The organism is Parasphingomonas halimpatiens, assembly GCF_036663795.1.
Lineage (GTDB): Bacteria > Pseudomonadota > Alphaproteobacteria > Sphingomonadales > Sphingomonadaceae > Sphingomonas.
The window spans coordinates 68,428-80,910 of record NZ_JAXOJP010000016.1 but is presented as its reverse complement, the minus strand read 5'-3'; the positions used below and the strand labels follow the sequence as shown (position 1 = coordinate 80,910).

At 65.1% G+C, this 12,483-nt stretch carries 11 protein-coding genes; 4 read left to right on the top strand and 7 right to left on the bottom strand.

Annotation, left to right across the window (positions count from 1 at the left end; genetic code table 11):
- Positions 1–10: 10 nt before the first annotated feature.
- The 4 genes from U1839_RS16305 to U1839_RS16290 all read left to right on the top strand — a co-directional run bounded on the left by U1839_RS16305 (position 11) and on the right by U1839_RS16290 (position 6,642).
- On the top strand, positions 11–559 hold the full coding sequence (locus tag U1839_RS16305; protein ID WP_332804648.1) for an RNA polymerase sigma factor: 549 nt from the start codon (positions 11–13) through the stop codon (positions 557–559).
- Positions 559–1,545 (top strand): FecR family protein, encoded by a 987-nt coding sequence (locus U1839_RS16300; protein ID WP_332804647.1) that lies wholly within the window; start codon positions 559–561, stop codon positions 1,543–1,545. Before U1839_RS16305 ends, U1839_RS16300 begins: the two co-directional genes overlap by 1 nt.
- 94 nt (positions 1,546–1,639) lie before the next feature.
- Entirely contained in the window at positions 1,640–4,558 is a 2,919-nt protein-coding gene (locus tag U1839_RS16295; RefSeq protein WP_332804646.1) for a TonB-dependent receptor, read from the top strand.
- Positions 4,552–6,642, top strand: coding sequence for an Atxe2 family lasso peptide isopeptidase (locus U1839_RS16290; RefSeq protein ID WP_332804645.1), 2,091 nt, complete (start codon positions 4,552–4,554; stop codon positions 6,640–6,642). The genes U1839_RS16295 and U1839_RS16290 overlap by 7 nt, the downstream gene beginning before the upstream one ends.
- On the opposite strand, the gene U1839_RS16285 is transcribed toward U1839_RS16290, so the two are convergent.
- From U1839_RS16285 to U1839_RS16255, 7 genes are all read right to left on the bottom strand, one after another.
- Entirely contained in the window at positions 6,639–8,399 is a 1,761-nt protein-coding gene (locus U1839_RS16285) for an asparagine synthase-related protein (RefSeq protein WP_332804644.1), read from the bottom strand. The genes U1839_RS16290 and U1839_RS16285 overlap by 4 nt on opposite strands.
- The gene (locus tag U1839_RS16280) at positions 8,396–9,052 is read right to left on the bottom strand and encodes a lasso peptide biosynthesis B2 protein (protein WP_332804643.1); all 657 of its coding nucleotides are present in this window, start codon (positions 9,050–9,052) and stop codon (positions 8,396–8,398) included. The genes U1839_RS16285 and U1839_RS16280 overlap by 4 nt, the downstream gene beginning before the upstream one ends.
- A gap of 63 nt (positions 9,053–9,115) precedes the next feature.
- On the bottom strand, positions 9,116–9,247 hold the full coding sequence (locus U1839_RS16275; RefSeq protein WP_332804642.1) for a benenodin family lasso peptide: 132 nt from the start codon (positions 9,245–9,247) through the stop codon (positions 9,116–9,118).
- Between the two features lie 80 nt (positions 9,248–9,327).
- A complete protein-coding gene (locus U1839_RS16270; RefSeq protein ID WP_332804641.1) occupies positions 9,328–9,936 on the bottom strand; it encodes a GntR family transcriptional regulator in 609 nt (202 codons plus the stop codon).
- The gene (locus tag U1839_RS16265) at positions 9,933–10,823 is read right to left on the bottom strand and encodes a phytanoyl-CoA dioxygenase family protein (RefSeq protein ID WP_332804640.1); all 891 of its coding nucleotides are present in this window, start codon (positions 10,821–10,823) and stop codon (positions 9,933–9,935) included. The genes U1839_RS16270 and U1839_RS16265 overlap by 4 nt, the downstream gene beginning before the upstream one ends.
- 3 nt (positions 10,824–10,826) lie before the next feature.
- A complete protein-coding gene (locus U1839_RS16260; RefSeq protein ID WP_332804639.1) occupies positions 10,827–11,465 on the bottom strand; it encodes an acyl-homoserine-lactone synthase in 639 nt (212 codons plus the stop codon).
- Between the two features lie 69 nt (positions 11,466–11,534).
- Positions 11,535–12,347, bottom strand: coding sequence for a LuxR family transcriptional regulator (locus U1839_RS16255; protein WP_332804638.1), 813 nt, complete (start codon positions 12,345–12,347; stop codon positions 11,535–11,537).
- Positions 12,348–12,483 lie beyond the last annotated feature (136 nt).

The window sequence follows — 12,483 nt, the reverse complement described above, 5'->3', positions numbered from 1 at the left end:
GGGTGGGGCGATGAGCGAGCCCGCAGCGCGTCCGGCGAAACCGCCAACCGAACCTCAGCCGCGAGCCGTGAAGCTCGATGTCCTCTTTCGCGACCAGCAGCATTCCCTGACACGATTCTTCACGCGCTACCGGGCCGGCAACGATGACGCGCGCGATCTCACGCAGCAGGCCTTTCTGCATTATACGCAGGCCGAAGAGCGCTCGCCGGGCGCGGTGAGCAAGCCCGAGGCTTTTCTGCGCCAGATCGCTCGCAACCTGCTGCGCAATCGCGCGCGGACGGCGGCGCGACATCACCAACATGATCATGTCGTTGCCGACGATGAGATGATCGCTGGTGCTGACGAGGTTCGCCGGCTCGAGGCGCGCGATGGTCTCGCCCGGATCGAAGCTGCCCTGAAGAAGCTCAAGCCGAAGACACGCGAAATTTTTCTGGCGCATCGGCTTGATGGCATGAGCTATGCTGAGATTGCCGAGGTCACCGGCTTGTCGATCAAGGGTGTCGAAAAACAGATGTCTAAGGCCATTGCCCATATCGATCGCTGTGTCGGCCGGACCTGATGCCAATCACCGGGGGACGTGAGGACAGCGAATCGCTGCGCGTGGACGCAGCCGAATGGTGGGCGCGGATGCATGGTCCCGACGCGGAGCGATCACGCCTCGACTTCGAGCGCTGGCGCGCCGCCGACCCGGCGCGCCGCGCGGCCTATGCGCGGCTCGAGCGCGAGTGGGAGATGTCGGGCGGGCTGCGCAATAGCGCGATGGGGCGGGCGCGGCAGCTGCCGCGCAAGTACAGTTGGGCCGATTGGGCGACGCCTCGCGTCGCCCTGGCAGGGGCGGCAGCGTGCCTGGCGGTCGTCGTCGGTGGGGTCAGCTGGAAGGGGTGGCAGCAGGAGGAACGGCCGGCGGCAGCGGCCTTGGCGAGCGCCGTCGGGCAGATCCGGACCCTCCGTCTGCCGGACGGCTCGACCGTAACGCTCGATACCGATAGCGTCGTCTCTTTGGCCTTTACCGACGCAAGCCGCGTCGTTCGCCTCGTACAGGGTCGCGCCCGGTTCGATGTCGCGAGCAGCGCCGTGCGGCCCTTCGTCGTCGAGGCCAACGGCCAATCGGTCGTCGCCACCGGGACCCTGTTCGATGTGGCGCTGTGGCGCGGCAGTATGCAGGTGAACCTGCTGCGCGGCACGGTCGATGTGCGCCGGGGAACGACCGCGTCGGCCGCATCGATCGCGCACCTTGCAGAGGGACAGTCCTGTTCCTTTGCGGCGGGACAGGCGCCGAAGATCGGCCGGACGCCGGAGAGCGCGAACCGCTGGGTGGCGGGCGTGCTGAGCTTCGACGGCACGCCACTCGGCGATGTCCTGATGCAGACGAATCGCTATTCGCGCGAGCAGATCCGGCTCGGCGACAACGCCCTCGCGCCGCTCAGGGTGACGGGTGTGTTCCGGCCGGTACCGACCAGTACGCTGGCCGCCAGCCTGGCGGCGGCGCTCGCCCTCCGCGTCGAACACCCTTCTTCGGATATCTACATCCTGCGCCGACGTTGATCGCTGCAACCCTCGAAAAATTCAGGGGGTAAGATCGACGGCCGGTGTCCTGCCCTTTGAAGCCGCTTTTCGCGGCTCGAAAAGAGGGGGATGCATGACATCGCAGCGTACGGCCATTTGGGCACTCACCACCACCGCACTTTTCGCCTTCGCGCTTCCGTCGAGCGCGCAGCCGGGATCGCAGCGCGATTATGATCTGGCGGAACAGGATCTCGGCACCGCGCTTCGTACGCTGGCAAGTCAGTCCGGCGAGCAGCTGGTCGTGTCGACCGACCTGGTCGCGGGGTTGCACGCGCCGGCGCTCAGGGGGAGGTACAGTTTCGAGGCGGCGCTTGCCGAGCTGCTGCGGGGCACCGGGCTGACAACGTCGCGTGTCGGTGGCGTACTGATCGTGCAGCGCGCGCTTGCCTCTGACCCGGATGAGCCGGCCGAAGTGTTGGTCACGGGCACGCGGATCCGCGGCAAGGGTCCAGTCGGATCGGAACTGGTCGTCATCGATCGCCGCGCGATCGAGCAGGGTGGGTTCACCACCGCCCAGCAGATCGCCCAGTCGATCCCGCAAAACTATCTCGGCGGGGCCAACGAGAATACTGCAACGGCGACGACCGGTGTCGGCGGCGGCAACGCGGCGCGTGGCGCCGGCGTGAACCTGCGCGGCCTTGGCCAGAGTTCCACGCTGTTGCTGCTGAATGGTGATCGACCACCGCTGGGTGGCGGGACGGGGACGTTCGCCGACCTGTCGATGATCCCGGCTTCGGCGATCGAGCGGGTCGAGATCGTGCCCGACGGCGCATCGGCGATCTACGGATCGGACGCAGTCGCCGGCGTCGTCAACATCATCCCGCGGCTCAACTTCACCGGCGCGGAAAGCACCGTCCGCATCGGTACAGCCGACGGCGATGCACAGGAATATCTCGCCAGTCAGTTACTTGGCACGCGGTGGTCGGGCGGCCATGCGATGATCGCCTACGAGTTCTACAAGCGCGACGCGCTTCACGCCGGCGACCGCGCTTATGCCAATGACGATCTGCGCGCCTTTGGTGGTCCCGATCGTCGTGTCGCCTATGCCAGTCCGGGCACGATCTATGCCGGCGGCAAGACGTTTGCGATACCCGCGGGGCAGAATGGTGTCGGACTGACCGCGGCGCAGCTCACTGCCGGGACAGTCAATACGGGCAACAGCCAATATATGACCGACCTGCTGCCCGATCAGCGGCGCCATTCGGTGTTCGCTGCTGTCAGCCAGGACCTGCTGCCCCACCTGCGGATCTACGCTCACGGTCTGCTGTCGATCCGCAACTTCGACCAGGCGATCCGGTCAAGCGCGGACACGCGGCGCACCGTGCCAGTCACCAATCCCTTCTATGTCGACCCGATCGGCACCCATCAGGCGGTCGGCGTGCAGTACAGCTTCGTGCGTGATCTCGGTGCTGAGCGCTATCGCGGCAAGGTCACCGCTTATGGCGGGACCGCGGGAATCGCCGGCGAGCTCGGTTCGTGGAGCTTCGATGCCCACGGTACCTGGGGCCGGCAGGCCGAGCATTATGACGACATCAACCGGGTCAACACCGCGCGATTGAACGCCGCGCTCGCCGACTCCAATCCCGCCACCGCCTATAATCTGTTCGGCGATGGTCCTTCGACCAATCCGGCGACGATCGCCAAGGTCCGTGGTTCCGTATCGACGGACTATGACGGGATCGTCTGGTCGCTGACAACGCGCGCGGACGGGCCGCTGTTCGTCTTGCCCGCAGGCAAAGTCCGCTTGGCGTTCGGCGGCGACTATCGCCAAAGTCGCTACCGCTCCGGGACCGGCATCAGCGATGTCTCGTCGCTGACGCCCGTGCCGCTGGCGGTCACGCCGCTCCCCGGCGCGCGCAAGATCAAGGCGGCTTTCGGCGAACTGCTGGTGCCGTTGTTCGGCGGCGACACGACGATCCCGCTGTTGCACCGGCTCGACCTCTCGTTCGCAGTGCGCGCCGAGAACTACAGCGACTTCGGCAGCACGACGAACCCGAAACTCGGCGCGAGTTGGGAGCCTTTTGCCGGCCTCACGATCCGTGGCAGCTACGGCAAGTCGTTCCGCGCGCCGCTGTCGCAGGAACAGCGCCAGGATCCGGGCTCCATGGCGATCTTCGCCTATAGCGTGCCCGATCCGCAGTCCGCGACGGGTGCGTCGAACATCATCGTTATCCGCGGTAACGATCCCAATTTGCGGCCCGAGCGGGCCAAGACCTGGTCGCTGGGCGCGGAGCTCAAGCCGTCGGTGGTCCCCGGCTTCCACGCGAGCGTGACCTATTTCAACGTTGTCTATCGCGACCGCATCGCTTCGATCGCCTCTCAGCTGACCAGCTTCCTGGTCAACCGCAGCGTCTATGCGCCGGTGACTGAGTCCAACCCTTCGGCGGCGCGGGTCGCGGCGCTGTTCGCATCGCCAATCTATCTCGATCTGGCCGGCATCCCGTCAACGGCGCCGATCGTCGCGGTCGTCGATGCGCGGACGCAGAATCTCGCGGTTTTGAAGCAGAACGGCATCGACTTTGAGGTCGGCTACGGCTTCGGCGCTGCCGGCGGCCGGGCGGATATTGGCGTGGTTGGCACGCACATTTTCCATATTCGCCAAGGTCTCACTGCAACCGCGCCGTTGACCAATGTACTCGACACGACCGGCAATCCTGTCGATCTCCATCTGCGCGGCCGTGCGGCATGGAGTTCGGCGCGCTGGGACCTCGCCGCCTTTGTCAATTATGTCGGACCCTATACCAACAAGACCGTCTCGCCGGCGGCGCGCGTATCATCCTGGACGACGGTCGATCTCAACATCGGCTACAAGTTCGGCCAGGCCAGTGGGCTGCTCAAGGGCGTCCGTCTGACGTTCAATGCGAGCAACCTGTTCGACCGCGATCCGCCGCCGGTCAGCTACATCGTCGGTACCGCGACCAACGGCTATGATCCTGAGAACGCCAGTCCAATAGGGCGGCTCGTCTCGTTGCAGGTGAGCAAGGCGTGGTGATCGCAGCTATCTTTGGGGCCGCAGCCGTGATCGTGGCTGCGGTGCCCGCCGCGAGCGCCGCCCCTCGCAATTGCGCGGCCGAGCTTCTCACGGCGGCACCAAAGGCGTCCCTGCACCGCCTGATCATACCGCGTGACCTGATCGGGTTGCGCGACTTCGGCTCGCTGGACAATTCCGCGTGGCAGAATGTGTTCAATCTGTCGCCCGACGGGAAGATCTTCGCGCTGACCCTGCGCCGCGGCGATCCCGACAGTGACGCATATTGCTTTGGTGTGGTGCTGTTCTCGCTCGACCGCCACGCGCCGCCCCGGCTGCTCGATATTGGCGGCGAGTTCATCCAGTCCGATGTCGACATTCGTGGCATTCCAGCAGTGCCCACCGGCGTCCCGCGCTCCTTTCCGCCGGTCTGGTCGCCGGACGGGCGTTGGCTGGCCTATTTGCGACGCGATGGCGGCGTCACGCGGGCATGGTATGTCGGCGTCGACGGGAAGCCGGCGCGACCGACCGGTGACCTCGCAACGGACGCGCTCGCAGTTCGTTGGTCGTCAGACGGCAACACGCTTCTGGTCACTATCCGGCCTGCGCTCGACGCCGGCCGGGCGGAGATAGACCGGGAGGGGAGGGCGGGGTTCCATTTCGACGAGCGCTTTGCGTCACTGTCCGAGGATCGGCCGCTATCACCCTCGACGACGCTGCCGGAGATCGAGGTTCACCTTGATCCGAACAGCGGCGAAGTCCGGCCAGCCGGCACCGCCGCACCGAGCGACAGGCGCGCTGTCGTCGATGGCACTTCGGACGGTGGCTGGCGCGTCAGCGCGCGGCGTGCCGATGCGGGGCTGCCGTACAGCGCGACCCCGCTTCGCATCGAACGCAGCGGCAAGTCGCTTTCATGCCCGATCGAGATATGCGGCGATCATGTCGCAGGCTTTTGGTGGCTTCCCGGCGACACGCTGTTGTTCCTGCGCGCGGGCTATGCCGGGAATGGCGGGCGCTCGTCGCTGTTTCGATGGCGGGTCGGCCGTGAAAGGGCGCCGCGGCGCCTGCTCGTTACCGACGAGGCACTGTTCGGCTGCCAACTCGGCAGCGGCAATCTGATCTGTGCTCGGGAAGCGGCGACACAGCCGCGACAGATCGTCGCGATCGATCCTGCCAGCGGCCGTATGACGGTGATGTTCGATCCCAACCCCGATTTTCGGAATTTGCGCCTGGGCTCTGTTGAGCGAATCGCCTGGACACTGCCGGACGGGGGCGCGACCTATGGCGATCTTGTCCTGCCGCCCGACCATCGGGCGGGCCAGCGGCATCCGTTGATCGTGACGCAATATATCAGCCGGGGCTTCCTGCGGGGCGGGACCGGCGACGAATATCCGATCCAGATACTCGCTGCCCACGGTTTCGCCGTGCTCAGTTTCCAGCGGCCGGCGCTGCTTGCCGGGGCGGCCAAGGTGCATGACCTGGTCGAGCTGCAGAAGATCAACATCGCCGGCTGGGCGGAGCGACGCGTGATTGTCGGTGCGCTCGAAATGGGCGTCGACACCGTGATCCAGCGCGGTGTCGCCGATCCGACCGAAGTTGGGCTGACCGGGATGAGCGATGGCGCGACCACGACGCAGTTCGCGCTCAACCATTCGAACATGTTCGCGGCCGCGGCGATCAGTTCGTGCTGTGACGAGCCGAGCGGGCTCTTCGTTTCCGGCCCGGCCTATGGCGAGGCGACGCTCGCCTGGGGCTATCCGCGTCCAGGGCCTGGTCATGCCGAGTTCTGGGCACCCATGTCGATAGCGGCGCATGCGGCGGGTTGGCGGGTTCCGTTGCTCGTGCAGGTGCCCGACATGGAATATCGTTCGGCACTGGAGACGCTGGAAGCGTTCCGGCTGTCGGGCGCTCCCCTCGATGCCTTTGTCTTTCCCGACGAGCATCATGTGAAATGGCACCCGGCGCATAAGCTGGCGGTCTATGAGCGCAGTGTCGCCTGGTTCGATTTCTGGCTGCGCGATGTTCGAAGCGAGGATCCGGCGCGGGCGCCGGATATCGCCCGTTGGGAAGAAATGAAGCGACGGCTCAATCGTCGGCCGCCGCGTTAGCGCGAGGCCCGGCGTGCCATCCATGCGCTGATCCATGCCTCCTGGTCGATAAGGGCGAGCAACTCCACGATCGCCTCTCCATCGGGTAACGGGCGCTCGAGCGCCTGGCGGACGGCGGCGGTGTCAATCAGTCGCTGGTCGGCGAGCGCTCCGTCGAGCAGCATATCGCGCATCAGTTTCCGGTTCTGGCGGATCAGTTCGGCACCGAAGCTGTCGAAGCCTCCCTTGCTCCGCCGCGCGATGACCGCGGCGGGTAGCGCGTCGGCAAACGCCGCGCGGGCGACCGCGCGATTGCGACCCGCGTCGCACCACAGCCATGTCGGGATCCGGATGCACAGCTCCATCACCGGCTGTGCCAGCAATGGAGAAATGATCGGCCCATCTCCGAGCCTACTATAGCCTTCTAGGTGATTCTGGATGCTGATCAGCGACGAAATGTGGCGCCTCTTCCCCGGCAACACATCTTCAGGAATGTCGAGCCACGGATTTCCCGCCGGCCAGGTAAGTGCAGCAGCGGTGACCGGGGCCAGGAAACGATTGCGTCGCGGCGTCAGCGAGCGGTGTTGGCGTCGCCGAAGCAGTCGCACCGTGCTGCTCGCGACCTCCCAGATCGTCGCCGGCGCGAGGTGCGCGACGTTCTCGGCCGTGCGCCACAATCCCGCTCCTATTCCCTGCCGGAGGTAACGGTCCACGACGGGAAGCGCGGAATGAAGGTGACAGAACACGCAATCGCCGCCCGTGCCGCTGAAATAGACATCCGCCCCGATCCCGACCCCAAGGCTTCTTGTGGCGCGATCCATCGCTTGTGAAAATGTCCGGGCGCTCGCACGCGGGAGGTCTTTCGCGTGCGACGCCGCGAGATCGATGTTGGCCACATCGAGCGGTACCTCGTTCAGGGAAAACTTGAGCCTTTCGGCAATTGCCCGTGCGAACGGACGCTCGTCGGGATCGCCGGCGGTCGGCCAGAAATTGAGGCAGGCCGGATCCCTACCGCTTTGCGCGAGGCAGGCGGCGACGACCGCCGAGTCCAGGCCGCCTGATATCTCGACGACTGGCTGCCGGAAGCATCCTGCCCATGTCGAGACGGTCTGGCTCAGGACCTGCCGGAGCTCATCTGCCGCCGCAGCAAAATCGCCGAACTCGTCGCTGGCGCCGGCGAACTGCCATGGGGACCAGACGCAGCGGGTTTCGACGCGATCGGGGCGGACATGCATCGACATGCCCGGCAGGAGCTCGCTTATGCCGCGCAGTGCCGTGCGCGCCGGCTTGATGTCCCGGTATGCGAGCGCCTGTGCGACGATCATCCAATCGAACTCGATCGGCTGAAGTCCGGCATCGCAGAGCAGCGCGGGGCGGGACGTCATGACGTGGGTGCCGTCGATTTCCGCTGTGTAGCAGGGAATGCCGCCCGCCGGGTCGCGTAGCACTTCGATGCCGTCAGGCCGTCGGCGGACAGCCAGATATCCTCCCCAATGGCGTCGTACGAAGTCCGTGGCAGGTGCCGACAGATCGTCGGTGGGCGCCTGGCGAGAGATCGGCCTCGAGGATTCATTCGCGAACAGATGTCCCCAGATGAGTCCACCATTCGCCAGATCGGTGCATGGCGCGCCGCTGGCGCCGAGGGCTACCAGGTCTTCCTCGTCTCGGAGCAGCGCCAGTTTTTGCGTCCGCTGCACTGCATCGACAAAAGCCTTCAGGCGCGCGGACCGTCGTTCACCGCGCGGCGTGACCAGGAAAATATAGGGAGCGATGTTCACAGCGCGAGGATCGGCGTGTGCCGTGAGGCATGGTCATAACTGTCGTTTAGCACGGCATATGGCGACTGAAGCCAGCAGTGCGCCGAGAAGGGATGGGCGGTTACGCCGAAGACGATGCGACATTCTCGGGCGTCGTCCCCGAGCCACCGGTCGAGCGAGAGTGTGTCCAGCAGGCAATTACGGCGCAGCGGGCTGTAGATCCGCGATCGCGCAAAGGTCGCGCAGCGCTCATCCAGGCAGCTATCCTTTTCGCCCGCCCGCGCCGGGGAAGCGTGGAGATGGTCGCACAGCACGGACGCGAAGGAACGTGTCCGGAGCTGCAACTTCGTCATGCAGAGAGCGAGCAGCACGCTGCCGACCTTTGCCGGTGCACCTGAGGTCATCCATGTCGGGGAGAGCAGGCCGGTCGGGATCCTGACCGTTTCGCGGGACGCGTTGGTCGGCGCCGGATCGTCTTTGCGCCGGATGTCATTGGCGGTCAGCACCCGATTGACCGGTTCAGGGACAGCAGCGTCCGCGCTCCCGAGCCATGTCCTCATTTCCGGAGCTACCGCTTCCGGAACCTGGAAATAGCGATCCCGCCTGATGTCGAGCAGGAACAATCTGTCGGAAGCGATGCACACCGAGGCATGCGGCAAGATGCGCCAGATCATCCAGGTGGTTTCCTCCCATCAGCATGGCACCGGCCCGACTGTCGCCGGGCCGGGCCGTCTGGCTCAGTCGTTCGAGAGGCCGGAAGCGAGCTGGAAGCCCGAGGTGTCGATCGCGCCGACCTCGTCGCCCTGCGTCTCGACGCTGGCAGCGCCCAGATCGATGAGCTCGACGGTTTCGATGGTATCGCGGTCCATGGTCATTCTCCTTCGGTCGCGTTGTTGCGACGGGGAGAAGGATCGGCTTGGGTCGGGATTATAAAAAGATTATAATGGTATTATAATGTGTTGTGCGACCACCGCGCATTCACGAGCCGAAGAATATCGCCTGCCGCGCGCAGCCTGCGCAGATGATATCGCCTGATTTCCAGCGCTTGCCCCCCGTCGACGACGAGCAACCTCGCAAGTTCCTCGCTATCGCTTTCCAACACTTCGGGCTCGACGATCCGAAATGGATGTAGTCGGATCGTGCTTGCGTGGATGGCGGCGCGCAATTCGCTGTTTGGCACCGCGTGGCCGATACGATCGAACGACGCCGAGGTGCGGTCGCAAACCGAGTCGCCTTGGCCGACCTGATCAACCGCTTGGGCAAGTGCGGCCGGTGGTGTGGTGCGTACGGCCATGGTGAGGATCGCCGAATTCCATTCATAGAGATGGCGTAGTTCTGTTTCGCCGAGCTGCTGGGCGTGGAATCCCTCGCCCGAGCTGGCATCGACCAGGCGCTCGCCGGTAAGCCGGTTCAACGCGTCGCGAACCGGCGTCATGCTCACCCCGATCTCGTCGGCCAGGCGATTGGCGTCCAGACGCGCGCCGGGGGCAATGCCCCCGCCGCGCAGCATTTCTCGCAGCATTGTGTAGCTGCGCTCCATCGCGTGGGTGGGGCTCACGCGTCCGTGTCCCTGGTCTGAGCCGACCGGTGCGCCGCCACCGCCTCATATTGGTCCGGCCGGAGCGCATCGATCGCGCCGATATGCTCCGGCACATCGTCGCCAAGCAGGATCGACGGGCAGACACCCTCATAGTTGCCGAGATTGGGACGATGCTGTGCATAACCGACCAGCGCCGCCAGCTCCGGTGCGAAACGTCGCGCCACTGGTGGCGGATAGGCCAGCCATTGATTCTCATATGGCTTGAGCCATCCCAGGCAATAGCTGACCACCATGCCGCGACGCACGGCATCGGTCTGGTTGGCACCGGCGCCGTGGAGTATCGAACCGTGAAACACGATCGCCGAGCCTGGGTCGCAGGCCGCGACGAGCGGCTGGCCGGGACCGGCCTCCTGCAACGCGGCCGCGCCGTGGGTGCCGGGATAGATCAGCGTCCCGCCATTGGCGCGCGTGAACGGCGTCAGCGGCCACATCACATTGACCAGATATTCGACTTTGCCCTTCACGCCCTGCCACATGTCCTGGTCACGGTGCGGGAACTGAAGCGGTGCGCCGGGATGGAGTTCGATCGCCTGGGCCAGATTGAGCTGGATCGTATCGCACCACGGTCCGAGCGACGCGCGGACCAGCGCCATGATCGTCGGATTGAGGACGAAATCTGCGGCCCGGGGAGAGCGTTTGAGCAAACTGCCGAAGCGCTTGGTCCGATGGCCGTAGAAGTCACCGTCACAATATGGCGTCGCTTCGAACAGCGGGTCGAAGTCTTCCGCCAGCGCGGCGATCTGATCGGCGGGGACGAGGTCGGTGAGCAGGCACCAGCCATCGGTACGGAGCGCGTCTGCGGCCGCGGCGTAGCCGGGCGAGAGGGGAGCATAAATGTCGAACATGGCTCAGCCGTTCGCGCCTGCGGCGCGCCTTTCATTGGTGTCGATGGCGGGGACGGGCGACCAGATGCCGGCAGCGTCGAGCAGGTCCGGCGTGTTGTCGGTGATACGAATGTCGAGGGCGCCGATCGTGCCGCACGGGCTGGGTAGCGGCAGCGGCCGGCCGAGCGGCCGGCAGTCCCAGCCGAACCCGAGGATCTGCTGCAGCCAGCTCGTCCCGGCGACGCCGGTGAAGCGATCGATGCCCTCGCTCAGCGCGTGGCTGACGATCGCGGTGATCAACCTGTTCCGCACCGTGCGGCGCTCGGCTGCGCGCAGGGTGCGATCCAGGCAGAAGCGCGTAATCTCGTAAGTTCGCGGTCCTGTCGGGACCGGCCCATCGCAAAGCGCCGAAAACAGGTCGCCCAGAATGTGCGGTCGGGTGGTCGGGAGGAGCCGCGTCGAGCCGAGATGAGCCCCGCTCTTGTCGAGAAGGATCAGGTAGCGGGCATGTTCATTGTCGTACCCGTCGATCTCATACTGGCCTTCCAAGGCCGGCAGGTCCCATTTGAGCAGGTCGATGAACACGCGTTTCCGGGCGGCGTACATCGCCCGCAGGGCAGCGTCGTCCCTGGTTTGTAGTGTCGTACTGAGCAGTTGCGCCATGGCGGCCTCCAGGTTTGTGGAGGCGCCCAAATTCTACACGGTCGCTCGATCTGCCATAGAAAGAACTTTCTATGGCCGGTGGCGCGGCCCGAGCTCGGAGAAGACGATCAGGCCGTCCAGCAAGGCGCGGACCAACAGATCCGCCTTGTTATGGACGTCATAGCGCTCGCGGGCATTGGCCAGATGCTGGATCACGGTGCCCTTGCTGATCCCGAGGATCCCGCCGGTTTCCCAGTCGGTCTTGCCGCGTGTCGACCACAGCACACAATCGCGCTGTCGCTGGGTCAAGGGCCGCTCGACAGGTGGCCACGCCTCGCGGATGCGCGTGATCCGACGCGCGGCCTGGAAGGCGGCGCCACCGATGACCTGCGCGACTATCTGGAGCTCGCGCGTGAAGGGCTCGCCGGGTGACATGGCGAACGAGCATGAGCCGGTGAACTCACCCGGGACATGCGTTGGTATCGTGTAGCCGTCGCCGATACCGACGACGCGGGCCTGAGAGAAGACGCTTCGGTCGATCGATGTCATCGGGATCAGATCGGGGACGATGGACCAGCAGAATCCCTCGCAAATGAGCTGGCTGGCCCGGTGGACGGGGTCCGATCGCCCGAGCTGATTCTCGTCGAACCAGCGCTGCCAGGCAGCCGGGTAGTTGTGGAGCCGGATGGCGGGCACCCGCTCCAGACCGAAGTTCACATGGTGAACCAGGGCGAAAAAGCGGATGCCGACCGCGCGGCAGCAATCCAATAGCAGTTCGAACAGCTCGGCTTCGCTTGAAGCGACACGAACTCGATCGACGAACGCATCAGCGATCGTCAATTTCGGCATATAAAAACACGACCCCTGCCGCGGAGGCGCATCCAACGCCTTGGCCCGTGACACGCCCCATTATGCTTGAGGTCGGCGCCTTCTCAGGGGCGTGACCGCAAGGCGACTCTGTTATGTCGCTATTCTGTCATGGATTTGCGGGTGCTTGTCAATTCGAAGAATTGATTAAGCTTATGAAATAACAGCCAAA

Bases quoted from the DNA above. Each gene is read 5' to 3' on its own strand.
- U1839_RS16305 (WP_332804648.1), top strand. From the start codon at position 11: ATGAGCGAGCCCGCAGCGCGTCCGGCGAAACCGCCAACCGAACCTCAG.
- U1839_RS16300 (WP_332804647.1), top strand. From the start codon at position 559: ATGCCAATCACCGGGGGACGTGAGGACAGCGAATCGCTGCGCGTGGAC.
- U1839_RS16295 (WP_332804646.1), top strand. From the start codon at position 1,640: ATGACATCGCAGCGTACGGCCATTTGGGCACTCACCACCACCGCACTT.
- U1839_RS16280 (WP_332804643.1), bottom strand. From the start codon at position 9,052: ATGATCTGGCGCATCTTGCCGCATGCCTCGGTGTGCATCGCTTCCGAC.
- U1839_RS16275 (WP_332804642.1), bottom strand. From the start codon at position 9,247: ATGGACCGCGATACCATCGAAACCGTCGAGCTCATCGATCTGGGCGCT.
- U1839_RS16265 (WP_332804640.1), bottom strand. From the start codon at position 10,823: ATGTTCGACATTTATGCTCCCCTCTCGCCCGGCTACGCCGCGGCCGCA.
- U1839_RS16260 (WP_332804639.1), bottom strand. From the start codon at position 11,465: ATGGCGCAACTGCTCAGTACGACACTACAAACCAGGGACGACGCTGCC.